Origin of the sequence: Halobellus sp. EA9 (assembly GCF_051195055.1) — an archaeon.
GTDB lineage: Archaea > Halobacteriota > Halobacteria > Halobacteriales > Haloferacaceae > Haloquadratum > Haloquadratum rubicundus.
The window spans coordinates 1-24,726 of the sequence record NZ_JBNTJW010000020.1 but is presented as its reverse complement, the minus strand read 5'-3'; the positions used below and the strand labels follow the sequence as shown (position 1 = coordinate 24,726).

The following is a 24,726-nucleotide window of genomic DNA, read 5'->3' as shown; positions in this document are numbered from 1 at the left end:
TTCCGAGAAATCGCGCTGATGTGTGTCGTCTATAACATCAAGCGGGCTGTGAAACAGTGAATTCCACCGCTGTATGGTGATTCAACACAGCCCTTGAAACAGAGTGGCCATTTAGTGGGTGGACACTTTTTCTCGGCCAGAAACAGCCCTCTCGGGTCTTTCATTGGCCTGCACCATAATCAGGTAATGATACGACAGCGCAGTACAACACAGGTTGCCGTCTCGATGGGCCACCTCGGACGGTGTGGCTCTTCTCGCATCGGTCAGTCAAACTATCTCGTGAAACGGGTAGAGATAGGTGGTGTTAGGCGATGAATGTACTCGGTGGGCAGTCTATTCCGTTTGACATGCACCGGATCAGGGCACTCGTTGTCGTGGCCTTAGTGCCAGTAATCGGTGTCGTTGCTGGCTATGTGGGTGTTTCTATCGAGGGGGCACTCAGTGGAATATTGGGGTTCGGAGAGCAATTCTCGACGGTTTCGACCGGTGGTAGTCAAATCGGATTCGGACTGCTCGCGGGTGCATACCTGTGGCACCGAGACGATGCCGACCGGTTCTGGCAGTTCGACGTTCCGTCGGTCCGCGGCATCGGGTGGATCGTCGCCGTACCGATCCTGGACCTCATCGTCGAACCGGGCGAGATGGCACTCCTCAACGCCGTTGGATTGACGAGTCCGTTTTCACACGCCGGTCCCACGCTGGTAATGACGCTCCTTGCCAGTCCAGGACTGATTCTTCCTGCACTCGTCCTCCTGTTTTTGCTGTACGCACCAGCAGAGGAGCTCTTGTTTCGGGGGATTGTTCACGAACGCCTCCGGACGGAGTTTTCTCCGGTCGTGATCATCGGCATTGGTGCGGTAGTGTTCGGTGTACTACACGGGTTTTTCGGGCTTCTGGAAGTGTTACTCACCTCGGGGATGGACCTCAACGGCGCTCTCTACTGGGCCATTTCGTCGGGTACTGCTGGCATCCTGCTTGGGCTCGCATACGAGCGAACCCGGAACGTAATGGTCCCTGCCTTTGCGCATGCCCTCCTCTGGCTGGAACCTGCTGAAACCGTGGTCACACAGCTTCTTTCCGTGTAACCCTACACCTGTTTAAGATTCTCGAGAGGACTCGTGTGTTTCTTCGCACGCAACGAACTACCTGTTAACAGGGGCTTGGTCAACATACCGTTTCGGGAGGCGTGCAGAGTGAGTGATACGCGCTCTGTATTCAGCACGGCTCCGACAAGCTATCAGCAACTGAGGATTTCAACAGAGCCATTGAAGCTGTTTTGATCTTCGGAATGTGGGGACAGAAGCTTGGATTCTGTTCTATACGGACTGCGGAGCGGTCAGTTTCGAACGATGGTGACGAGCGTGCCAAGCACAAGGACAGCACCGAGTCCGGTGATGTAAAGCGGCTTGTTGCTGCTCTCGTGCTTGAGGAATGCATTCCCAGGAGAATCTGAGGGCACGTAAGCCGTCACCGTGGCTCCCGGCTCATACCCCTCTAATTGCGCTCTGGCATCTTCTTTGGTCCCGAACTCGTGCGAAACGCCGCCAGGGTACATATTCGAGGACGTATGGGTTTCTCCCTCGTAGGTGTAGTTGAAGGTCGCTTGTGGGCTGTAATCGTCCGGTCCTCGTCGCTCGTTGACTCGTTCGATCGAGGTGGAGACGATAGTGGCATCAACCGTCTCCGTCGACTCTAATGCCGCGGATTGTGCTGAATAACTGTAGGCACCGTACCCAAGAGCTCCGAGTCCCACGAGCAACGCGAGTGCGATCTGGAGTGTCCCCGATGGACCATCGAAGTTGAATTCCATATCTCTGGGTCGGGGAGGTAGAACAGTAAAGGGGGATTCAGTGTTTGTCGGTCTGTAACGCCTATCCCAAAGACATACGCCTCGCTGTAGAACGAATTGCCATATCGATCCGTCTTCGTGAAACGATCCGACAGCACCAACTCGTCTCGTTTTTCCTCATCGCGTTCGGGTGGTCGTGGGCGTATGATGGCATCGTCTTTCTGACAGTGGGCTCCTCTCCGGGAATCCTGGTCCGGGGAGTCGTTCGAGCGTGGGGACCGCTGATCGCAGGAACTACTGTGACATAGGCAAGTGACGGAGATTTACGGACGTATCTCGGCCAAGTAACGAAATGGCGAGTCAAACCTCGGTGGTACGTCTTAACTGTCGTTTTACCATTTGTCCTTAACGGCACCCTTGCTGTGAGTGTCGTTCACCTGCTCAACGGTGGTCACGTCCAGATTGCGCCGTCCCGGTGGTGGCACTATATCGTTGGATTCCTCGTGGTGTTGTTTCTCGCGGGCTCACTCAAAGAGTCTGGGTGGCGCGGATTCGCCCAGCCGAGACTTCAAGAACGATACACGGCACTAAGTGCGGCAATCGGAATCGGGATTCCTTGGGCGCTCTGGCATCTCCCCTTGTTCTATCTTATCGACGTTGCTGCCTACGACGCCTCTGGATTCTGGACGAGCTACCTGTTCACCCTCATTGTCCAGTCGATCACCTACGCGTGGTTATTTAACAGCACCAATGGCGGACTCCTGTTTCCGATGCTCGCTCACTCGCTCGGGAACCTTCCCCCACTCGTTGCGCCGGCCGGGGATGTTGGACAGGTCGCCCAGTATACTCCGGAGCTACTGTCGATATTCCTTGTAGCCGGGCTTGCTACATACTACGGTCGGAAGCACCTCTCTCCGTCTTCCCCTGAACCACGCATCCCAGGCACTACTGCAGACCCGGGTACAGACTAGCTCGATAACGGACGAACAATAGGATGAACCATTCGTGAAACACCACTCCTAGGCCCACTGATGACGCCGACCAGCGACTGCCAATCCTAACGCGAGCCCAGTAAGTCCGAGATAGATCGTCGGAACCGTGAGGCCAGTCGGGTGTGCGCCGACGTAGTCGAGCGGACGAACGTTGTTCATCGGGCCGATATACCACGCTACCAGATACCCCAGTTCGAATACTCGGGGACGTCCTGTCCAGACACCGAGCGCGACCCCTACCGCTGGCAGAAAAAGGATACCTACGAATAAGCCGGCGAATGCTGACCACATACTCGTAGTTACGAACCGAAGTAGTGCAGGCAGAACGAGTGTGATGCCTGCCATTGCGCCGATGAGATAGGAGATCCCCAGTAATCGAACGGGGCCCCCCGTGACAAAGACGAGCTCTTCAGTTCGGTACCGTCGTTCTCGCGTACCAAGATGGGACCAGAGAGGGAGTAGGAGAAGGAGTGAGATCGGCACGACCAGTGAACGAACCGTGTTGAGTGGGGCGACCACGGTGGCGGCGACCCCAGCGACGTAGCCGAGATACCACCACCACGCCCGGCCGCGAAGTGACAGTCGAAGTTCTCCGAGGAACGCTGGAAGCAGCGAGAACGTGCCAGTCGTAACTGATGCGAGCGAGAGATCATCAGCGGTGCCAAGCATTCCTTCTGACGCAGATGATGACTCTACAGCTACGTTCTCACTCCCGCCTGTAGCGTTCGAATCGGTACGCGTTCCACCATCCGACTCACTAAATCGATCGAACGTGACGCCAGCAACGGCGAGCAGAGCTACCGCGGTTCCCAACACGGGAAGTCGAGAGATGAATATGTCCAAGTTCCAGGCGAGTCCACTCCAGGTGAAGGTCTGAACGTTGCTTCGTCCGGTCGAGTACGCAAAACTTCCGACTGGCCCCTCGAACCCGGGGTACTGGGCGGCGATCGATGATGCCATACTCTCGCGGAGGGCAACGAGCCCGGTGAAGTCAAGTGGCGAGTGCGGTGGGACACTGGCGATGACGAGGACAAAGACTGCCACGAAGTAAACGACCGTGCCAAGCGTACCCCGGAGGGGCCCGATTGTTTCGAAGCAGACGGCTGCTGCAGCGACGACAGCCATCGTTGGCATCGTTATGAGGAGAAACGGAGAGATGAGGCCGGCGAGGTTCAGAGGGCCCGTTCCCTGAAGGAGGAACGAGACGGTTGTCGCAACTACGAGTATCGTGGTGGCAACGGTTAACACGGCGACGTTGCTGAGCCATTTTCCAAGGAGATAGCTCGTGTTCGAGAGTGGAGAGGCCGCGAGCAGTTCATCGACCTCTGTTTCTCGATCTCGGCTGATGCTCCCGGTAACGAGCGGATAGCCGAAGAGGAAAAAGACGAGCGTGGCGATCCCGGCGACGAGGCCGCCAAACCATGCGGCATTCGGAGTTCCCGTGTACTCCCCAGCAACGTAGAGCGTAGCGTCGACGGTGGCAAGCTTGACGAAATACGCGATCACCACAGGAACGACGAGAAGCGTAAGCGACCGTGACCGCTCTCGAAAGTCCGCGAGTGCGACGCCACGAATGGCCTGCCATCGAGTCATAGCGATTGATCCTCCGCGAGGAGGGCGAGATAGGCGTCCTCGAGTGTCGGTTCAACGGATGTCGCCTCGGTCGCAGGCTGTGTATCGGAAATCACGCGGACGCGGATACCGTCTTGGTGATGACTCGTGCTACTGACAGTGTACTCGCGACGGAGTGCGGCGAGATCAGAACTCGGTGCTGTCCACTCCCAGACCCTGCCAGCGGCGCGAGCGATTAATTCGGTGGGCGAGGTGTGAGCGCGAAGGTGGCCGTTGTGGAGAACGGCGACGTCGTTGGCTGTGGCTTCGACATCGGGGACGATGTGCGTCGAGAGCACGACGACGCGTTCATCTGCAAGGTCGGCAAGGACATTTCGAAACCGGACGCGTTCCGTTGGATCAAGCCCGACCGTCGGTTCGTCGACGATCAATAGATCCGGATCGGCGAGCAAGGCCTGCGCGATTCCGACGCGTTGGCGCATCCCACCGGAGAAATCGCCGAGTCGCTTCTCGCGTGCATCACCGAGGTTCACGAGTTCGAGGAGGTCGGTAATCCGATCATCGGGACTATTGAGCCCGCGAATGGCAGCGAGATACGAGAGAAACTCTCTCGCAGTGAGGTTCGGGTAGACGCCGAAGTCCTGAGGAAGGTAGCCGACATCTTGGCGGACTACCTGCGGATCGTCCGTCACGTCTGCCCCATTCCAGTAGATGGTTCCTTCGGTCGGGTCGATAACGCCGGTTACAATCCGCATAAGCGTCGATTTCCCCGCACCGTTAGCGCCGAGGAGACCAGTTACTCCAGTATCTAGCGTGAGGTCGATATTCCGGAGTGCCCACGTCTCTCCGAAACGTTTGTCCAAGCTCTCGATACGCAACTCGAGTGAGCCGTCACTCTGTAATGTCATCTCGAACCAACGTCAGATGAACGAGTATCTCGATCGATTCGGTCGGTACGAGTATCCCTCTTGCATTTGGTTCCATCAATATGCGTGAAGGGACTCTTCTCGAGTTGCAAGTCGTAACTCGGGGGACAAGCTCATTTTCAGTTGATGTACGACCATTTCAGGTCAGCATCAACGCTTGACTACGGTAAATAGAAAGGGAGAGTTTCCACCTTCGAAACACATCGCCACCTAGTTGAGATAGGGTCAGTCCGTTTTCCGTAGTTCGCCGAGAGCGACGAGAACGTAGAGAAGTCCCACAAGACGAGTTCCAGTATACACCCACGGTTTCCACTCACAAGTTGACGCGTCTCTGTACGCTAACTTGGCTCAGTAGTCTACATAGCTCCGAGGGAAGAGCAATGCGAGTAACCCAATAATTCCGAGAAATTTCTTGAACGACGAATACGAGGTATTGCTTCGCCACATCAGTATCAAGAACGCCGCTCCTTCAAACCGAGCGCCAGGGAGAACCCACGATTGCAACTCACACTCGTCAGGATTCTCAAGCGCAATTTGCTCGGCCGTATCGATGAGAGCGTCTGGTGTAAGAACCTCAACAGCACAGATCGTGGTGAGGAGTTTTCGAAGCACGACTCTTAGTTGGGTATTCGGGAAATTAAAACACGTAGCCAGACAGCTACTGAATGGAGCTCCGTGGGTATCTTACCTATCCGAGTAGTAATGGGAGAGCAGTTGTGAGTGAATTGAATCCGCCGTGTGCGAGCGCTGGACGCGCCTCGACTACAGCTCGAAGGCCCCATCGAGATAGATGAATCTACGTGAAAGCAGGTCTCAAGGGCCGTGAGCGCGACCAGCCGTCGCGCTCGCGTGGCCTGTCCACGCGCGGACGTGGAACATACGCTGAGGACAAGCTCCCTGTGTTTGTTCTCGCTGACCGCGGCAGTGGTGAACGACACGTGATCCCGACGGAAGCCGCGACCGAATCGTTGATTAGACTCCTGCTGGCTGACCGCCAGCAGGAGTCGTTAACCGTCTACACAGACGGCTTTCGGGCATACGATCCACTTGACGAGGACGACGCATTCACCCGTGAATACGTCGTCCACGGTAACGATGAGTACGTCGATGGAGACGTTCACGTGAACACCTGCGAGAGCCACGCGTCGCTGGCGCGACGGTGGCTCTCGCCGCATCGAGGTGTCTCTAAAGACAGACTTACGCCGTATATCCGAGCGTTTCAGCTCCGTCGAGAAGTGTTCCGCAAACCGGGGGAAGAAGCGCTCAAAACCATCCTCGAAACTGCGCTATGACTCACCAACAATCTCCGCCACAAGAGCGAACGTTCAAATCAGCAAACCGCTAGCCTGTAGCGACCACGTATGGTGGTTATCCACAGTATGGATTCAATCACTCATTAAGTCAAAAACAAGAATATACAGTAGCCAACGCTCACAAGCACTATGATTCCGTATTCGTCCATCGGAGAGCTCGCGACGACGCTGTTGCAGTATCTGGCAGTCATCGGTGTTGTTGCCCTCGGATGTCTCCCATCACTCACGGTGTCGGACTTTCGTGCCCGACTCGATAGCTGGCCGACTGACCGCTTCCCGGTGAACTATTTGTTACTGGTCGGTGTGATCGCACTCGGTCAGGGGGTCGCTATCGTTGTTGGCTGGCAGGTGCTTCATATCGGGTCCACGCAGAGCGATCCGCAGTTTCGAGAACTTCGACTTATCGCGGTGCTTATAACATACCCGATAATCGTGTGGGGACTCGGAATCATAGGTGTCCGTCTGTATTGTTGGCAACGGTCGGTGGAGCAGTGGTTGACGCCTCGGACTATCGCTGGCCTCGGAGTCGCTGCTGGGATGTACATTGTAACGCTTATCGGAGCAGCGCTCGTCCTCTTTATTGCCGCGCTGTTTTTCGCGTTACCGACCTGACACCGCCGGTTCAGAGTTCAAGATGAATCAGGGATGTCCGAGCATACGACCCCGTGACAGGAAGTGAACGGAATCGTGGTGGACAGGATCGATCCGAAATAGACTCCTCCGATATTCAACCACCGATTCTGCCGACTCGTTCGACGGTTCGGACGAGCGTGTCGGGATCGACCGAGGTTACGACGAGTGACTTCTCACCAGCCCGCTCGATCCGGATCGCCTGCTGCCCGTCGACGATGTAGCCGACAGGGCCGTCCAATCGAATGCCCCAGCGATAGAACGAGGGCTGGAATCGCACGCCGACACCACCGAAGTCGGTAATCGGAGATATTTCGGTGATGGTGATCGAATCTATGTCCTTGTAGGGAATCGTTCGCGCTCTGAGGTGGAACGGCCATAGACGCAACATCAGGTCGTTGTCGCGGGCTTCGATTCGCAGGTTCGCACGGTACAACAGGACGAATGGGCCGAACACGAGGGCGAGAACGAGTCCGATCCACATCTGGACGTTTGTTCCCGCATCGGCCTCGCTGAGAATGCTAACGCTACCCAACAGTGCGGCGGGGACGCCGCTGATAGTCAGGAGTGCCCACAGCCACGGCTGTCAGAAGTATTGAACTTCCTCGTAGTGCGTGGTCGGTGCCACACTGTCTTATTTGATGGAGATGTAAAAAAATCGAGTCGGGTTGCTGGGAGGCGGGTAGCGGTCGTCGCGTGTGTAACGAGGGTTACCTGTGCCGTGCAGCTCGTTTCCATACGACCAGTCACTTGGAGCTGATTCAGGATTTTCGCACCGCCGTCTCGAGAATACAGGCGCGGTAACAATTGGTGGGGTCGACGGCCGAGCCTCGAGCAGTGCGATCGGATCCGTTACCTCTACCACTACGGCGGCGATTGGCACTTCTACGCTATCCTGAAATCCGTCCTTGACGACGAGTCGGGCGATACAGAACCAGATGTCGCGAACAGGAGGGGCGAGCCAATCGATCAGTACAACCCATCGAGAGAGCGGCATTTTTGAGCGAGTCGTGTTCAGCGTCTCGTAGTGGCACCAACTCGTGAGTCTCGCCGGAGTGTTTTTCAACGGATTGCCAACCGCCCATATGCTGATTGGCCAGTGTACGATGCGACGCCGCTGTACGAGCGAAACTCGCTTGACGGCTTGGAATCAGATATTCGGATAGTCTCGCAGACTTGGTTCAGACACGACCACCACGAATCGGTCGAGAACTTCATCTGCGCACTTCCGCTGGCGTATTTCGAATTCGACGCACATGACCGCTACGTGGGGTCGACTCGCTACGGGATGGATACCCTCTTTCGCGTCTTCATCTTGAAAGAATGCCATGGGTGGGATCACGAAACAGCGCTGATCGAGTATCTCGAATGCCACCCAGCACTCTGCGAACAGTTGAGCTTAGAAAATGTTGGCTCTGTTGAAATCCTCAGGTGCTGATAGCTTTTTCAGGACGTGCTGAATACAGTACGCGTATCTTGCAGCAGGTTGGTCAGAGCGAGACGACTGCCGCTAAGTATAGGGTGTTTTAGGAGAATTCCTATCGGATTTATAATACGTCGATTGGGATATTGGTCAGGTTTCGTTTTTGATATACAGTGGGTTGGACATCACTACCATGCCTACTGCTGGGAGGACCATGTCGGGGAGTTCTTCAGGTTGGGAACCTAGTTCAGCTCGGAGCAGACGAAGCGTGTCACGACACGCGCCGACGATCGTCATCATGTCACCTGACGCTCCTTCCCACCGTGATCGTCCGCCTTCCCCAGAGCCGCCGCGGGAGAGGTCGTCCGGCGGGATGTCTGTTCCTTGTAGCCAGAGCATTTGTGACCGGTTCGTCAATCTGGCTTGGGCCGTCGATAGTGTGTTGGATGCGTTCCCAGACGAGAGAGAGGCCGCGCTCGAAGGCGAGCTTCTATCTCTCGAATCGTGGTGTGGACGGTAAGAGCCTCGACAAATCAGGTTGGCCAGGCGTGGCCCTCGGCGGCTGACGCCTGCACGCTCCGGCGGACGTCCGCGACGGTCTTCATTTCCAGAACGTTGAACCGTGCGCCGATGTCCTCGACCACGGAGTAGAGATCGGTGTGGGGCTCGTGCTGGTCGCTCGTCCCGTCGTTGTCGTGGAGGTGTACAACTTCGATGCGATCGCCGAAGCGCTCGAGGAACTCACGGTAGTCGAAACCGTTCATTTTCGCGTGGCCGACGTCCAGTGTGACCTTCAGTATCCTGGGTTCGGCGTCGACGGTATCGAGTATTGCCGCGAGATCGTCGGGCGTCGTGGTGTGGCGTTCGTCGCTGTCGCTATGGGGCTGATTTTCGAGGCACAGCGGCACACCGACCTCGGCGGCGTGTTCGACACAGGCCCGGAGCGAGCGACGGGCGTTCTCGCGGGCGGTCTCGCGGACCCACTCGGGGTACCGACGCGGGACCGACCCGCCGTGGACGACGACCGCGCCGGCGCCCGCGATGGCGGCGTCAGTCAGCGTCTGGCAGACCATCTCGACACTAGCTTCTCGGACGGCCTCGTTAAAACTGCCGAGGTTCCAGTCACGAAAGGGTGCGTGCAGCGTGAGCGAGACGTCGAGTTCCTCCCGCAGGGCCGCGAGTTCGACCGGGGAGGGCGTGTCGGGGTGGCCGTGGAGGTACTCCCGTTTGATTTCGACGTGGTCCAGCCCCCATTCGCGGCACTGTTGGGCGAACTCCTCGACTGTGTGCTTGAACCGAACGTCCATCGCGGCGCCCACGCGCTGGTCGCCGTCCAGCCGCTCGGACCTAGAGTCGGTCACGGCGGTCCCTCCCGGTAGACTTCCCGGCCGGCGATGAACGCTCGATCCACACTCGGAGTCGGCTCGCGATCGACCACCAGCAGGTCCGCACGAGCGCCGGGTTCGATCCGACCCCGCTCTGAGAGTCCGACTGCCTCGGCCGGATTGACGGTCACGCGAGCCACGCGTTCGTGTAGCGGCTCGCCCGTCTCGACGAACGGTGCGGCAAGAAGCGACGGCGGATGGTAGTCCGCACAGAGCACATCGACAACGCCCGCGTCGATGGCTTCGGCCGAGCCGAGGTTGCCCCACTGACTGCCCCCGCGGACCAGGTTCGGGGCGCCCATAGCGGTGGTCATCCCGAGTTCGGTGGCGCGCTCGGCGGCGGCCAGCGTCACCGGGTACTCACTGATCGTGATCCCGCGGTCGTGGAGGCGTTCGACCTCCAGGGGCGTCTCGTCGTCGTGGGAGGCCAGGGCCACGCCGGCTGAGTCGGCCCGCTCGACGATGGTCGCGATGCGGTCGTTCAGCGTCGCTTGGTCGACGCTGGTTCGCTGGGCGATTAGTTCGTCGACGCGTTGTTCGCTGATGTCGCGGTTGTCCAGGTACCACCGCTTGAATTGCTCTGGGCTCTCGAACTGCCCTTTCCCGGGGATGTGCGCCATCACCGAGGCCAATCCCACCGCGGGCCGGTCCAGAATACCTTCGACAGCATCGACGCAGTCGGGATTCGTGAGTTCACATCGGGCGTGGACGTGGTGATCGGCCAGGAGGTGCTCAGCTTTCTGAATCGAGTCGACCATCTGTATCGCAATCTCGGCCGAACGGTGGTCGTCGGGCGCATCCTGGAACGCGATGGCGTGGAACTTTGTGGTGACCCCGGCTGCGAGGTTCGCCCGATCGACAGTTCTGAACGCGATGTCCTCATCGATGGGCGACCCTCGCGGGAAGCGGTGGCGCTCGATGTCGTCGCCGTGGACATCGATAAGTCCCGGCAAGAGCAGCTTCCCGGCGGCGTCGACGACGCGATCGCCGGTCGCTGTCGAGGCCTGACCGCGCTCAACCCGCGTGATACGGTCGTCTTCGATCACGACTGTACCTTCGAAGGTATCAGACAGCGTGACGACGGCGGCGTTCTCGACGACGGTCCGGCTGACCTCGACCGGCTCGGCCTCGGGTTCCGGGTGGCTCATGCGGTCACCTCCCCACGGTAGGTCCCGACGTCGACGACCCGCTGGAGTCTGGCGTCGTCCATCTCGACGACGCGGTCGGCGATCCGCTCGACCACTTCGCGGTTGTGGAAGACCCCGACGACCGTTGTCTCCGAGTCGAGGTGTGACTCCATCAGGTCCAGCGCGTGCTCGCGGGTCTCCGGGTCCAGTGCGCTGGTCGGTTCGTCCAGCAGGAGCAGTCGGGGGCGCGGTGCGATCGCTCGCGCGAGGTTGACACGCTGGCGCTCGCCACCACTGAAGGTGGCGGGATAGGCCTCGAACAGCTCGTCTGGGAGCTGGAGCGCCTCGAGCAGTTTACGAGCAGTCTCGCGGGCCGTCTCGGGTGATTTGCCCTGCTCGCGCAGCGGGCGGGCGACGACGTCGACCGCCGGGACCCGGGGTATCTCGTGGAGGAACTGCGAGGCGTAGCCGATCTCTGCGCCACGTAGTGCCAGCACCGTACGCTCGTCGCAGGCGGCCAGGTCCACAGTATGGTCGCCCTTGCGGTAGACGACTGTACCGCTGGTCGGCTCGTAGGTGCGGTGGATACACTTCAGCAGCGAGGACTTGCCGCTGCCGGACTCGCCGACGACCGCGAGGAACTCGCCGTCGCGGACGTCGAAGGAGACGTCTTCCAGGCCCGCCACCTCCCGGCCGTCGATCACGTGCATCTCGAAGCGTTTCGTCAGACCGTCGATGGTGAGAATGTCGGTCATTATATCACCGAGTTGATGAGCGTCTGCGTGTACTCGTGGTGTGGGTCCTCCATGATGCGGTCGGTCAGGCCGCGCTCGACGATCCGCCCCTGGCGCATGACGAGGGTTCGGTCGGCCAGCAGCCGAACAACACCGAGGTCGTGGCTGACGACCACGGTCGCGAGCCCCTGTTCGCGTTGGATCTCGCGGAACATGTCCAGCACGCGAGCCTGGACGCTGACGTCCAGCCCCGTCGTCGGTTCGTCGAGGATGACCAGCGAGGGGTCGTTGGCGATGGCTTTCGCGATCTGGACGCGGCGCTGCATCCCGCCGGAGTAGGTGTCGGTCGCGTCGTCCATCCGGTCGGGTGGGACCTCCGTGTCTTCGAAGAGTACTCGGACTCTATCGCGGATTTCGCCATAGTCGCGCCAGCCCGCCGACAGCAGTTTCTCGGCGACGTTGCCACCGCCCGAGAAGTCAAGATTCAGCCCGTCGCGGACGTGCTGGTGGACCATCCCGATATGGAAGTCCTGCAGTTCGCGGCGCTGCTGGTAGTCGGTCTCGAGCATATCGCCCTCGACGGCCCGGTAGTCGACGCTGCCCGCCGTGGCTTCGAGATCCAGCGAGAGCATCTCGGCGACGCTGGACTTGCCGCTGCCGGACTCGCCGACGATGCCCAGGACCTCGCCCTCGAACACCTCGAAGTCGACGTCGGCACAGGCGACAACGCTGCCACACTCAGGGCACTGGTTCCGGTTGGCGGCGGGGCCTGTCAACTCGAGGCACTCGGGGCAGCCCTCGCCGTAGATCTTGGTGAGGTTCTCGACGTCCAGCACCGTCATTCGCTCTCACCCCCATCCGTGCGAGCAGTGTCATCCGCGTCGACGTGGCCGCTTGCGGCTTCGACGCCGCCGGTCGCGGGCCCCCAGGTGACGCCGTCGCGGTCGAGGTGGTGGTCCTTGGTGAGGTCGGGGTCGGCCTCGCGTTTCTCGCAGAAGCTGGTGTCGTTGCAGACGACGACCCGGTCGCCGTCGTCGGTCTCAATCTCGGTGCGGTAGGTGTCGTCGCTCCCGCAGTGAGCGCACGGCTCGTCGAACCGCTCGACCTGGAAGGACTTGTCCGCGAACGCGAGCGGTTCGACCTCGGTGTGGGGCGGGACGGCGTAGATCCGGGCCTCTCGCCCTGCGGCGAAGACGTAGAGGTTATCGGCGTCGTGGAGTTTCGGAACGTCCCACCGCGGGATCGGCGAGGGGTCCATGAGGTACCGACCAGCGACCATCACGGGGTACCGGGAGCCGACGTTGATCTCTCCCCACTCGACGACGTTCTCGTAGAGGGCGACCCACATCTTCGCGTAGTCCTTGTGGGCGTGGCGGCGACGATTGGCGTCGTCGCTCGGGTCCACGCGTCGGAGGGGGTCGGTGATCGGCACCTGCAACACGAGGATCTGGTCGTCGTCGAGCACTTCCTCCGGAATCCGATGGCGTGTCTGAATCACGTCGGCCTCGGTGGTGTCGGTCGTGCCCTCGACCTCGGCCGTAGTCTTCGCGAGCCGCCGGATGTTGGCGGCGTTGACGCTCTCGTCGCTGCCCTGGTCGATCACCTTGAACCGGTCGTCGGGCCCCAGCAGCGACATCGAGGCCTGGATGCCGCCGGTGCCCCAGCCGCGAGCCAGCGGCATCGCCCGGGAGGCGTAGGGCACCTGGTGGCCGGGGATGGCGATGGCCGACAGCGTGGCGCGGCGGACCTCGCGTTTGGTGTGCTCGTCGAGATACGCGTAGTTGTAGCCGTCCATCCCCGAATCCTCTGTGTCCAGCAGGTCGTCGACGCTGTCGGCGTCGCCGGTCGGCGCTCCTGAAGCGGCCGGCCCGCCGTCCGTTCGGAGTTCTTCGTCTGGGTGGGCGTCCTCCTCGTCCGGTTCCACGTCCGCGTCGCGGTCGTCGTCCGGCTTTGGTTCGTAGCCGGCGCTCTTGGGTGCCCAGTGGTTCGCGTCGTCAGTCATCGCCGGGCACCTCCCCGGTCGGCGCGGCGTCGTCAGTTTCGACCGGCGAGCCGGCGGCTTTGCGCTCTCGTATCGACCGGATGCGGTCGAGGATGCTCTGGAAGGTCACGTAGTGTGGGAGTTTGAGGTGTTCGATGAAGCCGAATGCGTCCAGGCCGTCGATCGTGTCGAGCACGAACTCGGCGTCCTCGGCGGGCGCGTCACCGTCCAGCTGGATGGCGGCGTCGAGCATCGCCATCCCGATGGCCTTTCGCTCGGTGCGGCCGAAGACCAGCCCGTAGCCGAAGGCGAACTGCGGGTCGTCCCGTTTCTCGTAGACCGGGACGACGCCGCCCGACTCGGTGACCTGCGTGGTGGTCACGGTCGCCTCCTCGCCGGTGTAGGGGTGCTCGATGACGACGGGCAACTCGCCCGTCCGGATCTCCGAGAGGGTCGGGTGAACCTGGCCGTATCCCCGGAGGACGCTATAGGATAGCCCCGTCACGGCGCCGGTCTCCCCCCGAGCGAGTTCCTGCAGGACTGCCGAGCGCGGCGCCGGATGTGTCACGGGCGTACGCGTGGTGTCGTGTGGCTCGTCCTCAGGCGGCTCCGCGGGCGGGTCGGCCACAAGGTCTTTTTCGCGGAGGACATCGAGGACGTTCCGCAGGGACTCGGGCTCCTCGAAGTCGAGGTCCCACTCCGCTGTGGGATCCTCGGGATCGTCCTCGCCGTCCAGATCGAAGTCGAGCAGCCGCTGGGTGTAGTCGTTCGTGGCGCCCAGCAGTTGCCCGCCGGGGATGTCCTTGTAGGCGGGCGAGACCCGCCGTCGGGCGAACATGTCGGCGGTGTCGACGGGGACGCTGTAGTCCCACAGTTCCAGCGTCGACCGATAGGCTCGCAGGAGGAAGGCGGCCTCTATGGTGTCGCCTTGTGCCTGCTTGACCGCGAGCGCGGCCAGCCGCGGCGCGTACAGGCCGGCCTCGCTCATTGCCTGGCCGGTGAGGCGGCCGAACTGCTCCGCGACCTGTTCGACCGCGATCGTGTCGCTGTCGCCGTCGACGCGCTGCTTCTCGAACAGCTGTTCGGCCTTGCGGATCGTCTCCTCGCCGGCCTCGACCGCGACGTACCCCATTAGGCCACCTCCAGGTCGACCGACCGTGGGAGTGCGGCCAGTCGGTTCTCGGTCGCGAGCACGACGTCGACGCCACGCGGATACGTCGACTGGGCGTCGGCGAAGGCCCGGAACTCCGCGGCCGGGAGCGCGGCGGTGAGCGTCCGCCGGTCGGGGACGCCCGGGCCGGTGAGTTCGACCGTAGTTCCTTCGTAGGTATCGTCCAGCGAGACGGTGCCGGATTCGAGTTCGCTGATCCGGTAGACGACCATCGCCCCGCGGCTGGGTTCCTTGAGCGTGCCCCGCGGTGCGTCCGTGACGGCGCCGTCGGTCGAGCCCTGGCTGTGGACGACGGTGGCCTCGGGGACTGCGGCGGCGTCGAGACGGCCCTGGCTGGCCAGCGCCTCACAGAGCATGTCGTCGGGCGAACAGAGCGTGGTCTCGCCGTCGACCAGCGTCGCGAGGACGGCCCTGTCGGCGGCTGTCGGCACGTCCGCGAGCGTCTGGATCGTGCCGGGGCGGCTGTAGGCGTCGACCAGCCGGCGGTAGCAGGCCCTGGTGTCGTGAACGGGGTCCATCCCGAGGGCCTTCATCCGTCCTCCTCCATCGTGGTGAACTCCACGCCCGTCTCCTGTGTGTGCGCCCACTCGCGTGCCCGTCGAGCGTCCTGCTCCTCGGCGGCCTCGCGGAGTGCGGCCTCGATCTCGGGTCGGCGCTCGTGGTCGGCAACGACCGCAGCGTCGACGACCGCCCCGGAGAGCGCGCCGCGTTCGTCTTTGCCGGGGACCATCGCGAAGCCCTTCGCGCCGTCGACCAGTACCTCGGCGACGGTGACGACGACTTCGCCGAGGTTGAACGGCTGGCCCTCGACGGGTTCGACCGCCCGTTGCATAACGAGCTGGACGGTGGGTTCCTGGCGGATCGACAGCTCGCAGCCGTCAGCGAGGACGGCGTCGGCGAGCTCCCCCAGTCGCCCCTCGTCGCAGGCGGCGATCAGTTCGAATCGGTCGGTCCGGTCGGCGACTGTGTGCATCGGTCTCGAGTGGGACCTGCCACGAACCTCGCAAAAGGGTTCGCTGTATACTCTCCTGTCGGCACAGGAAGTGATGGGTCGAGCCCCCGCCCAGAAGCAGCGGTCCAGACGAGTACGGACTCGCTGATGTGATAGTCTACAGACCGGCGCTCGTCGAGGAATCGTCCGGAGACCACGAACCGGTTACGACCACCACGGGGGAAAACCCGGACATACAGAATCGGCTGTACTGTACCCAGACAACGCTTAGGGTTGGATGTCTGGTATCCCCGACTGTATGGATTCGAACTCGCGATCTGCTCGGAGTGGGATCGAAGGGACAGCTACGCGGCGACGCTTCCTCCTCGGTGGGGCGGCGACGGCGGCGACGGCCGGCCTGGCCGGCTGTAGCTCCGTCCTCGGGGGCAGCGGCAACGGCGGCTCGAAAGAGAAAGTAACGATGCTGCTGACGCCCGGGACTCCCGGCGACCTCCGGCCGCGGTACAAGCCGGTCGTCAACATGCTCAACGACAAGGTCGACGGCGTCGACGTCGAGATGAAGGTCCCGCAGAACTACTCGGCGATCAAGCCCGCACTCGAGAGCGAACAGGCCGAGATCGCGATGGACGACGTGACGCTCATCTCCAACCCCGATCTTATGAACGTCTACGGGACGACCGTCACCGGCGGTTCGGCCTTTTATTTCTCGGTGATGCTCGTGCCGCTGAAGTCGAGTATCGACGAACGAACAGACGTGAAGGGCAAAGACTGGGCGTTCGCGGACCGCCTGAGTACCAGCGGGTCCATCTTCGCGCTGTACACGCTCGAGCAGGCCGGTCTCGACATCGGCGAAGCCCCGAAGGGCGACCCCGTCGACTTCGACGGCAGCTGGACCGACCACAATCAGGCCGTCCAGCGCGTCGCCAACGGGAAGGCCGACGGGTGTACGACCTGGGGCGGGAACGGCATCCCCCATATTCCGAAGAAATACAAATCCGACTTCCCCAAACGAGTCAAAGAGAAGAGTTCCTTCTTGGACACCATCGACACTGAAAAGCCGAAGCTCCGCCCGATCTGGTGGTCGTTCCCGATCCCGAAACAGCCGATATACGCCCGCAAGTCCTGGGACTCCCCAAAGAAAGAGCGGATCGGCGAGGTACTGATCAACTCCGACAAGCAGACCATCCAGCAGTACTATCCGAAGGGCTACAACGAGAGCAAACTCCCGTTCACCACGCTGCGTGACACCTCGATGAAGACCTACCGGCCCGTCATCAAGCGGATGAACGCGGTCGGCATCGACCCCGCGGCCTGATCGGGCGAGCATCCACCATTTTTTATTATGAGTACACTCAAAGTCGAAAACCTGACGAAAGAGTACGGCGACGTCACCGCGCTGGACGAGGTGTCGTTCGAGATCGAAGACGAGTTCGCGGTACTGCTCGGCGAGTCCGGCGCGGGAAAGTCGACGCTGCTGCGGTGTGCCAACGGTCTGACCGAGCCGACCGAAGGCGCGATCTACCTCGACGACGAGGAGATCAGCGGCTCGCAGTCTGACATCGGGATGATCTTCCAGCAGCACAACCTGGTTGACGGCGTCTCGGCGTATGTGAATGCGCTGACTGGATCGCTCGACCACGTCTCGCTGCTCAAGAGCCTCTTCCAGTGGCAGTCCCGCGAGGACAAGCTCCGCGCGCTCGAAGCGCTCGAAACGGTGGGCCTGCTCGAGGAGGCACACCAGCACGTCAGCCAGATGTCCGGTGGCCAGCAACAGCGCGTCGGTATCGCCCGCGCGCTGGTGCAGGACCCGCGACTCTTGCTGGCGGACGAACCCGTCGCGAGCCTCGATCCCGCCAGCGCCGAGACCGTGATGGGCTACCTCCGAAAGGCTGCGAAAGAACACAACGTCACCGCGCTGGTGAGCCTCCACCAGGTCAACATCGCCGCGCACTTCGGCGACCGGTTCATCGGTCTCCGGGACGGACAGAAACTGTTCGATGTCGACCGAGAGGAACTGACACCCGAACTGATCGACGACCTCTACGGCAGCGTCGAGACGGTTGCCCTGGCCGAGACGGAGAGAAAGAGCGATCGCGACGAACAGAGCACTGTCGAAGAAACCCTCGAAGACGAGCGGAGGGTCGAGGCGTGAGCAGCGACTCAGCCAGCGGATGGCGACCCACCGAGTACTTCGGGTTCGCCGAGATCGGCGACAGCCCCGCCGAGCAGAAGCTTCAGGACATGAAGCGCCGCAAGACCAAGCGGCGTCTCTGGACGCTCGCGGGCGTGGTCGGCGGCGGGATCATCTTCTATTACAGCCTGCTCGTCATCGAGTTCGATCTGCTGATGCTCTACGAACAGATCCCGCAGTTCGTCGACGCCCTGTACGGGAAGAACGACTACTTCCCGCCGGCAGAACTGTTCGGACTGCCGTTCGTCGACCTCGGACAGTACTGGTCGTTTATGATCGAGGAGAACCTGATATTCAGAATCAAGGGCGGGGTTCCGGTCGTCGGCGACGGACGGTTCGTTCCGGGCGCGATGTTCGTCACACTGGGCGTCGCGTTCGCGGGGACGGTGCTCGGCCTGCCCGGCGCGCTGTTCTTCGGCGTGATGGCCAGCGAGCGGGTCGTCCCCTACCCGTTCAACTTCGTCTTCCGCGCGACGATGAGCCTCATCCGCGCGATCCCCGGGCTGGTGTGGTTCCTCATCCTGATCCCGCTGGGCGGCGTCGGACCCTTCACCGCGGCGCTGGCGATTATGATCGACACCACCGGCTACGCGGGGCGGCTGTTCACCGACGAACTCGAGGAGATCGAGGACGGCCCCATCGAGGGGATCCGCTCGACCGGCGCGAGCCGCTCGCAGGTCGTCTCCTTCGGGATGCTCAGCCAGGTGTTCCGGCAGTTCATCGCCTGGATCGCCTTCGACCTCGAACACAACGTCCGCGCGGCGATCGGGCTGGGCATCATCGGCGGGGGCGGGCTGGGGCTGGAGCTGTACATCCAGCGCCAGACGTTCCACTACACCGAGATGATGGCCTGTATCATCCTGATCTTCCTGCTGGCCGGCTCGGTCGAACTGGTTAGCCAGCGGGTCCGGTCGTACCTCCGCGAGGACGACGACATCGAGCGGACCGGCATCCTCGAGGCAATGGCGAACGTCCCGCGCAACATCGTGGGCGCGACGCTGGGCCGGCGATGACCTACTACGAGTCCCACGGCCCCGACCGGACCCGGACGCTCGGGCCCGACCCGACGCTGCACGAGCCGGTCGCGATCCGGGAGTCGGAACTCGGCGCCTGGACGGAAGTCCGCCAGGGCGCGCGGCTCAACCAGTCGGAACTGGGCGACTACAGCTACCTGATGGAGCGGGTCCAGCTGGACTTCACCACGATGGGGAAGTTCGGCAACGTCGCCAGCGACGCCCGGCTCGGCCCCACGAACCACCCGATCGACCGCCCGAGTGCGCACCACTTCACCTACCGCGCCGAGATGTACGACCTGGGCGAGGACGACTCGTCGGTGTTCCAGTGGCGCGCCGACCAGCCGGTCGAGATCGGCCACGACGTCTGGATCGGCCACGGCGCGATCGTTCTTCCAGGTGTGGAGATCGGCAACGGCGCCGTCGTCGGCGCGGGCGCGGTCGTCGCCGAGGACGTCGACCCCTACACGATCGTCGCGGGCGTCCCCGCCGAGCCGGTCCGTCGGCGGTTCGACCCCGAGACCGCGGCCCGGATCGCGGCCACCGAGTGGTGGCACTGGGACCACGAGACCCTCAGAGAGCGACTCGACGCGTTCCGCGATCTGGACGCCTTCCTCGCGGAGTACGCGCCCGAACCGACCGAGGTGACGGCGTCCGACTGAGGTCCTCGACGGTCCGGACGTCTACGGACCGGTCATAGCAATCGTTTTTCAGGTCTGTCGCGCCCGTGGACCTGTGCCCTCCGAATTATCGAGCGAGGACAGGCGCGTCCGGCGTCGGGCGGCCGTGCTCGTCCTCCTGGGGCCCCGCGCTGCTGGCCAACGCCACGGTCGTCCACGCGCTGGACGTCGGCGGCGCGCGCTACGAGTACCGGGCCGGGCCGCTCGACACGGGCGAGGGAGCACTGTCCACCGAGATCGTTCCGGACCACTTCGACGACGTCGACTGCCTGCGCGGCGGGGAGAACGAACGCCTCTGTGCCATCGAGGCCTGGCTCCTCGAGGAGCGCGGGGGCAACGGGACGGCCACCGTCCACCTCTACGGAACCCCGGGGACCAACGAGAAAGAGTACGCGTATCTCGGGGACTTCTATCGCCGAATCTATCGCAGCGATGTGGACGACGGGACGACGGTCACGATCGGCCCCGAACGGGTCACGAGAGCGACCGCGTTCGACGATCTGGCGGTCGATCGAGACTCCCTGTCGGACCCGGCCCGGCGAGCGCTCGAAGACGGGGCCGTCGTGGCGCAGTTCGAACGCGACGAGGGGAAGATCGTCGAGACCGACGAGGGATTCGTGGCGATCGCCGTCCGCCAGACGGCGTGGCCGGATCCGCTCCTGCAAGCGGGGAGTTTCCTCGTCCAGTTCGGGCTCGGGCTCGGACTGGTCGGCGTTGGCTGGTCCCGCGTCCGGTCGGTCCCCGAGTAGCGCGGTCGAGAACAGCGCACTCAGATCTCGACGTGGCCCGGGTCGACGCCGCTGTGGACGCGCATGGCGGTCTCGGCGGCGCTGACCCAGTAGTGGATGATCCGTTCGAGCGTGCGCGTGACGGTGACGAGGTAGCCGTAGGTGTTGGGGTCGTAGGCAGTGACGAGTTCGAACAGTTCCTGGAGGTCGCGGTGGACCGTCTTCTCGGTGGCGTGCAGCGACTCCATCCGCGCCAGGTCGCCCTCGAAGAGGACCGCCTCGACGGACTCGTTGATGCGCTGGCCGGCCTCGAAGATGTCGACGACCCGTTCGTGGACCGCGCCGGTTGGGTCGGCGCTGGCGTGTTCGACGGCGTCGGCGATCAGGCAGGCGCGGTCGCCAGCGATCTCGAAGTTGACGGCGATGTTCGCCAGCGCGGCCGAGACGCGGTTGCCGGGCCAGTCGGTCGTGATGGTGAACGACTTGAGTTCCTTCAGGACGGCCGAGTAGCGCTCGTTGGCCAGCGACTCCAGCTGGGCGGGCGTCTCGGTGACCGACTCCTCCCGGAAGACGGCCTCGGCGGCGCGGTACTGGTCCAGCGTCACCTCGTTGAGCGCCTCGAGGCGGTCGAGCAGGTCGGCGACGGACTGGCCTCCCTCGGGCGCCCGCCCCGAGAGGGCCGAGACGTCCTCGATCTGGTTGAAGACGGCCGCGTCGTCGACGACGTAAGCCTTTCTGACCATTCCCTTGGCCTTCAGTTCCTGGAGCACCTCCGAGAGGTAGTTCGGCGAGAGTCCGACCTGCTCGGCGAGGTCGGCTTTCGTCTCGGGGGCAGTGGCGTCGATGGCCTCGACGACGGTCGGCAGGGTACGTTCGCGACTGTGGAGATGCCCGCCCGGCGTCGACTCTCTGAACATTCGTAGACTCCATTCACGCGGTCGCCAGTTAGGTCTGGCCTCCGTATACGACAGACCGCACCGGACCCGGGTGGGCAACTATAGAGGACTTCGTACCAGTACAGTCACAACATACAAACGACTATACTTTCACGGTTAGGCCCCCCAATCAGCGATGGAAATACGGAAAGTACAGCTCTCGGGGGGGACGACCTATACCGTCTCGTTGCCGAAGTTCTGGGCCGAAGATCACGACATCGAGGCCGGCTCGCTGCTGTATCTCTACCCGAACGAGGACGGGTCGCTCCTGGTCGAAGTTGCCGACGAGCACACCGAGACCCGGCGGACGAAGACGGTCGACGTCGACGCCTTCGGCGAAGACGCGCTCCGGGAGACGCTGACGGCGCTGTACCTGATCGGCGTCGACGAGGTGGGGTTCCGTCCCCGTGGCGAGGACACGAGCGAGTGCGAGCGGCTCTGTCGTGCGATCACGGCCGACCTCACGGGCTTCGAGATCCTGGAGACCAGCGACACCGAGGTCGTCATCCGGAACCTGCTGGACGCGGACAACGTTTCGATTCGCAAGAGTACGATCCGACTACGATTGTTCACCGACGCGATGCACGAGGACGCGGTAACGGCCGTCCGGGAGGACGACGTCGACCTCGCGCGGGGCGTCATCGACCGCGACGCCGAGGCAGACAAGCTTTTCCGGATCGTCAGCCGGCACTTCCAGCGGACTCTGACCGACCTCGGTGAGGTCCAGAAACTCTCTTTAACCCGCGCCGAGCTGTTCGCATACTACTACCTCGCGCGGCAGCTCGAGCGAATCGCCGACCACGCCGAGAAGATGGCCAGGGTCGCTATCGACCAACCGCATCCCCCCGACGAGGAGCTCGGGTCAGAGCTGGGTTCGATCGGCCGAGACGCCCGCTCGCTGATCTGGGACGCCACCGAACCGATCCTCTCTGATACCGACGTCGGCGTCGCTTACGACGCGTTGGCCCAGCGCGGGAGCGTCGGGGAGGCAACCGAAACGCTCGACCGGGCGCTGTACGACAGCGGCCACGCCCCCGAGGCCTACCGCTGGGGCCTGCTGCTGGACAGCCTCAGACGGTCGGCGGAGTACGGTGCCAACATCGCCGAACTCGCCATCCAACAACACTACCGCTGACCGGAGGGCATATGCTCCGATCGCTGGCTCTCCCGACGAAGGGGAGCGGCACTCGCTCGGCCTGGTCGGTGCTGAGCGTTCGGTCGGGTTGGGTGCGTTTGACGGCGATGACCTGTTCGTCGTCCGCGAGTCGCGTGCGCCAGACGTCGGCACTGCCAACCGTCCCGATTTTCGATTCTAATTCGAAGTCTACGTAGTCCAGCGACGTTGCCGGTCCACTCTCGATAGACGAGGGTGACGGGATGCGGTCGGCGTGAGGGTCGTCATCTGACATCCGCCGTTATCTGGAACTTGATGTCTGAACGTATCAACCTGGGGGCGGCTGTCCCCGACCCAATCTCCCCGAACGCTTGCTTCGGTATTCGTTCTGGGGGTTCGGCTTGAGATTCAGAATCGAACGAGCCGTCACTGCTGAACCCCTGCTCTGTATGTGTTATGCCACTCCTGTCACATTCTGAGGATTTCAACAGATCCAAAATGTCCCGAACCAGTCGACGCTGTGGCGCAGTTGGAACGAACGGTTTACTGCCGAGCTTCGCAGTACAGTCGAGACAACTGCGCGGACCATCCTCATCAAAGCCCAGAACGCGGATGTCGCAGTCCCACGCGAGCCAGAGCGACAGCTTCCATCTCACGGTGACGAAGAGGACGAATCAGACCCAGACGATCAAGCTATCCTCAACGAGGCGGCAACGATCACTGATCACGTCAGCCGCCTCGTTTTCCCCCGCGTTCTCACTAAATCGTGGCGAGGGCTGTGAGATCCACGAGAACGCCTACTGGGACTTACAGACGTACCTAGGACTTCGCGACCGGCTGGCTGCGAACGAAGGGGATCGCAGTTTCCTCTACGAGTCGACTCGGGATCGGACGCCGCTGGGCCACGCCCATCGCGAGCAGATTCGAGACCTCTCGATTGAACAGGTTCGAACGATGTACCAGCAGGTCGTCACTCAGCTCCTGAACGAAGTTGCGGAGACAGAGCAGTTCTTTCGAGCCGGACTCGTCGCGATCGACATTACCGAAGCTGATCCCTTCACCGGCGATAGAACGGGGCACGAAGACGAAATCATCGGGACGAAGGAGAAGACCGACGAGTACGCCTATCAATGGGCGACGGTGCAGTTGGTCGGGAATGCCGTCCCGATTGTGCTGGACGCGCGCCCCGTCCGGAAGGGGGAGACACGACTGGAAATCGTCGAGGACTTGCTGGATTCGGCTGAGGACCTCGTTCACGTCGATAACGTCCTGATGGACCGGGAGTTCGATAGCCAGCACGTCCTGGAGATGCTCAGCCAGCGCGGGCTTTCCTATGTCGTTCCCAAGCGGATGCAGACCAGCGAGAGAGCCCAGGCCAAGCGGTTGCTCCAGCGCGACCAAGACCGGTACGAGACTGACCGGAAGCTCCATCTCGGGAAGAACGAGTGGCACGAGACAACGCTGATCTACCGCCGGAAAGAGAACTCTGAGCATGACGATCACCGGCAGTACTCGGTGTTTATGTCCAACCGTGGCGGTGGATTCCTCAGCGAGTATGGCTATCGCTGGGAGATTGAGAGCGGCTATCGGTCGATCAAGCGATTCATGGCCGCGACGACGTCGACGAATTTCGGGCTGCGGTTCTTCTACTTCGCGTTCGCGTGTCTCTTGTACTCGATTTGGCGAGCGGTCGATCTACTCGTCCAAGTCGAGTTGACCGGTGAATACGAGCACTCCCCCCTTGTGACGGCCGACAATACACTCACGCTGCTGAAGAAGGAGACCGGAATTGGGTAGTACGGTGCTCTACCCGTGATAGAGCTTCGTCTGAGTGGCAACGCTACTGAAAGTTGCAGAAAATCGCCCATATGGTAGGAAATTCAACAATAGTGGTCGTTTAGAGAGCGTTCTGAAGCAGTCTCTACTTATCGATTCGGTCAAAACCACGCATCACAGCCCCGCTAAACTCACTGTAGTCTCAACTTCCAGGCCCGAGTGTAGTTGAGACTGGTCGTCTCAATGCATAAGATTGGATTCGACGGTTGAACGCCAATCGTTTTCCCCGCTACC

At 61.9% G+C, this 24,726-nt stretch carries 22 protein-coding genes and 3 pseudogenes; 11 read left to right on the top strand and 14 right to left on the bottom strand.

Annotation, left to right across the window (positions count from 1 at the left end):
• Positions 1-311 precede the first annotated feature (311 nt).
• Positions 312-1,085, top strand: coding sequence for a CPBP family intramembrane glutamic endopeptidase (locus ACQUQ0_RS16725; RefSeq protein ID WP_435186809.1), 774 nt, complete (start codon positions 312-314; stop codon positions 1,083-1,085).
• 251 nt (positions 1,086-1,336) lie between these two features.
• Here ACQUQ0_RS16725 and ACQUQ0_RS16720 read toward each other — a convergent pair whose 3' ends face one another.
• Positions 1,337-1,810 (bottom strand): DUF3592 domain-containing protein, encoded by a 474-nt coding sequence (locus ACQUQ0_RS16720; RefSeq protein ID WP_435186807.1) that lies wholly within the window; start codon positions 1,808-1,810, stop codon positions 1,337-1,339.
• Positions 1,811-2,211: 401 nt separating this feature from the next.
• Here ACQUQ0_RS16720 and ACQUQ0_RS16715 point away from each other — a divergent pair, with 401 nt between their 5' ends.
• Positions 2,212-2,760 (top strand): CPBP family glutamic-type intramembrane protease, encoded by a 549-nt coding sequence (locus ACQUQ0_RS16715; RefSeq protein WP_435186806.1) that lies wholly within the window; start codon positions 2,212-2,214, stop codon positions 2,758-2,760.
• 48 nt (positions 2,761-2,808) lie between these two features.
• Here ACQUQ0_RS16715 and ACQUQ0_RS16710 read toward each other — a convergent pair whose 3' ends face one another.
• Positions 2,809-4,374, bottom strand: coding sequence for an ABC transporter permease (locus tag ACQUQ0_RS16710; protein ID WP_435186804.1), 1,566 nt, complete (start codon positions 4,372-4,374; stop codon positions 2,809-2,811).
• Positions 4,371-5,261 (bottom strand): ABC transporter ATP-binding protein, encoded by an 891-nt coding sequence (locus ACQUQ0_RS16705; protein ID WP_435186802.1) that lies wholly within the window; start codon positions 5,259-5,261, stop codon positions 4,371-4,373. Before ACQUQ0_RS16705 ends, ACQUQ0_RS16710 begins: the two co-directional genes overlap by 4 nt.
• Positions 5,262-6,011: 750 nt before the next feature.
• On the opposite strand from ACQUQ0_RS16705, the pseudogene ACQUQ0_RS16700 reads away from it, so the two are divergent.
• Positions 6,012-6,571: pseudogene (locus ACQUQ0_RS16700) on the top strand (IS1595 family transposase); the annotation flags it as partial.
• A 748-nt stretch (positions 6,572-7,319) separates the two neighbouring features.
• Here the strand turns inward: ACQUQ0_RS16700 and ACQUQ0_RS16695 are convergent.
• A complete protein-coding gene (locus ACQUQ0_RS16695) occupies positions 7,320-7,706 on the bottom strand; it encodes a hypothetical protein (RefSeq protein ID WP_435186800.1) in 387 nt (128 codons plus the stop codon).
• A gap of 615 nt (positions 7,707-8,321) precedes the next feature.
• Between ACQUQ0_RS16695 and ACQUQ0_RS16690 the strand changes: the two genes are divergently transcribed.
• A complete protein-coding gene (locus tag ACQUQ0_RS16690) occupies positions 8,322-8,660 on the top strand; it encodes a hypothetical protein (protein ID WP_435186798.1) in 339 nt (112 codons plus the stop codon).
• Positions 8,661-8,816: 156 nt separating this feature from the next.
• Here ACQUQ0_RS16690 and ACQUQ0_RS16685 read toward each other — a convergent pair.
• The 9 genes and pseudogenes from ACQUQ0_RS16685 to phnG form a co-directional block, all read right to left on the bottom strand.
• Positions 8,817-9,163 (bottom strand): annotated as a pseudogene (locus ACQUQ0_RS16685) (IS1595 family transposase); the annotation flags it as partial.
• Between the two features lie 15 nt (positions 9,164-9,178).
• A complete protein-coding gene (locus tag ACQUQ0_RS16680; protein ID WP_435186812.1) occupies positions 9,179-9,952 on the bottom strand; it encodes a sugar phosphate isomerase/epimerase family protein in 774 nt (257 codons plus the stop codon).
• Between the two features lie 50 nt (positions 9,953-10,002).
• Entirely contained in the window at positions 10,003-11,178 is a 1,176-nt protein-coding gene (locus ACQUQ0_RS16675; protein ID WP_435186796.1) for an alpha-D-ribose 1-methylphosphonate 5-triphosphate diphosphatase, read from the bottom strand.
• Positions 11,175-11,912, bottom strand: a complete 738-nt coding sequence (locus ACQUQ0_RS16670) for a phosphonate C-P lyase system protein PhnL (protein ID WP_435186794.1) — start codon at positions 11,910-11,912, stop codon at positions 11,175-11,177. The genes ACQUQ0_RS16675 and ACQUQ0_RS16670 overlap by 4 nt, the downstream gene beginning before the upstream one ends.
• Positions 11,912-12,733, bottom strand: a complete 822-nt coding sequence (locus ACQUQ0_RS16665) for an ATP-binding cassette domain-containing protein (RefSeq protein WP_435186793.1) — start codon at positions 12,731-12,733, stop codon at positions 11,912-11,914. The genes ACQUQ0_RS16670 and ACQUQ0_RS16665 overlap by 1 nt, the downstream gene beginning before the upstream one ends.
• On the bottom strand, positions 12,730-13,893 hold the full coding sequence (locus ACQUQ0_RS16660; RefSeq protein ID WP_435186791.1) for an alpha-D-ribose 1-methylphosphonate 5-phosphate C-P-lyase PhnJ: 1,164 nt from the start codon (positions 13,891-13,893) through the stop codon (positions 12,730-12,732). The genes ACQUQ0_RS16665 and ACQUQ0_RS16660 overlap by 4 nt, the downstream gene beginning before the upstream one ends.
• A complete protein-coding gene (locus tag ACQUQ0_RS16655) occupies positions 13,886-15,004 on the bottom strand; it encodes a carbon-phosphorus lyase complex subunit PhnI (protein WP_435186789.1) in 1,119 nt (372 codons plus the stop codon). Before ACQUQ0_RS16655 ends, ACQUQ0_RS16660 begins: the two co-directional genes overlap by 8 nt.
• Positions 15,004-15,576 carry a phosphonate C-P lyase system protein PhnH gene (gene phnH, locus ACQUQ0_RS16650; protein WP_435186787.1) on the bottom strand — a complete coding sequence of 191 codons (573 nt, stop codon included), beginning with the start codon at positions 15,574-15,576 and terminating at the stop codon, positions 15,004-15,006. The genes ACQUQ0_RS16655 and phnH overlap by 1 nt, the downstream gene beginning before the upstream one ends.
• Entirely contained in the window at positions 15,573-16,016 is a 444-nt protein-coding gene (phnG, locus tag ACQUQ0_RS16645) for a phosphonate C-P lyase system protein PhnG (RefSeq protein WP_435186785.1), read from the bottom strand. Before phnG ends, phnH begins: the two co-directional genes overlap by 4 nt.
• Before the next feature lie 277 nt (positions 16,017-16,293).
• On the opposite strand from phnG, the gene ACQUQ0_RS16640 reads away from it, so the two are divergent.
• From ACQUQ0_RS16640 to ACQUQ0_RS16620, 5 genes are all read left to right on the top strand, one after another.
• Entirely contained in the window at positions 16,294-17,310 is a 1,017-nt protein-coding gene (locus tag ACQUQ0_RS16640) for a PhnD/SsuA/transferrin family substrate-binding protein (protein ID WP_435186783.1), read from the top strand.
• Positions 17,311-17,337: 27 nt separating this feature from the next.
• Positions 17,338-18,147 (top strand): phosphonate ABC transporter ATP-binding protein, encoded by an 810-nt coding sequence (locus ACQUQ0_RS16635; RefSeq protein WP_435186781.1) that lies wholly within the window; start codon positions 17,338-17,340, stop codon positions 18,145-18,147.
• 89 nt (positions 18,148-18,236) lie between these two features.
• A complete protein-coding gene (gene phnE / locus ACQUQ0_RS16630; protein ID WP_435186811.1) occupies positions 18,237-19,199 on the top strand; it encodes a phosphonate ABC transporter, permease protein PhnE in 963 nt (320 codons plus the stop codon).
• Positions 19,196-19,861: a DapH/DapD/GlmU-related protein gene (locus ACQUQ0_RS16625; protein ID WP_435186779.1), complete on the top strand. Its 666-nt coding sequence runs from the start codon at positions 19,196-19,198 to the stop codon at positions 19,859-19,861. The genes phnE and ACQUQ0_RS16625 overlap by 4 nt, the downstream gene beginning before the upstream one ends.
• Before the next feature lie 65 nt (positions 19,862-19,926).
• The gene (locus ACQUQ0_RS16620; protein WP_435186777.1) at positions 19,927-20,628 is read left to right on the top strand and encodes a hypothetical protein; all 702 of its coding nucleotides are present in this window, start codon (positions 19,927-19,929) and stop codon (positions 20,626-20,628) included.
• Between the two features lie 20 nt (positions 20,629-20,648).
• On the opposite strand, the gene ACQUQ0_RS16615 is transcribed toward ACQUQ0_RS16620, so the two are convergent.
• Positions 20,649-21,524: a hypothetical protein gene (locus ACQUQ0_RS16615; protein WP_435186776.1), complete on the bottom strand. Its 876-nt coding sequence runs from the start codon at positions 21,522-21,524 to the stop codon at positions 20,649-20,651.
• 154 nt (positions 21,525-21,678) lie between these two features.
• On the opposite strand from ACQUQ0_RS16615, the gene ACQUQ0_RS16610 reads away from it, so the two are divergent.
• Both ACQUQ0_RS16610 and ACQUQ0_RS16605 read left to right on the top strand, forming a co-directional pair.
• Positions 21,679-22,677 (top strand): PhoU domain-containing protein, encoded by a 999-nt coding sequence (locus ACQUQ0_RS16610; protein WP_435186774.1) that lies wholly within the window; start codon positions 21,679-21,681, stop codon positions 22,675-22,677.
• A 473-nt stretch (positions 22,678-23,150) separates the two neighbouring features.
• Positions 23,151-24,453 (top strand): annotated as a pseudogene (locus tag ACQUQ0_RS16605) (transposase); the annotation flags it as partial.
• Positions 24,454-24,726: the final 273 nt, after the last annotated feature.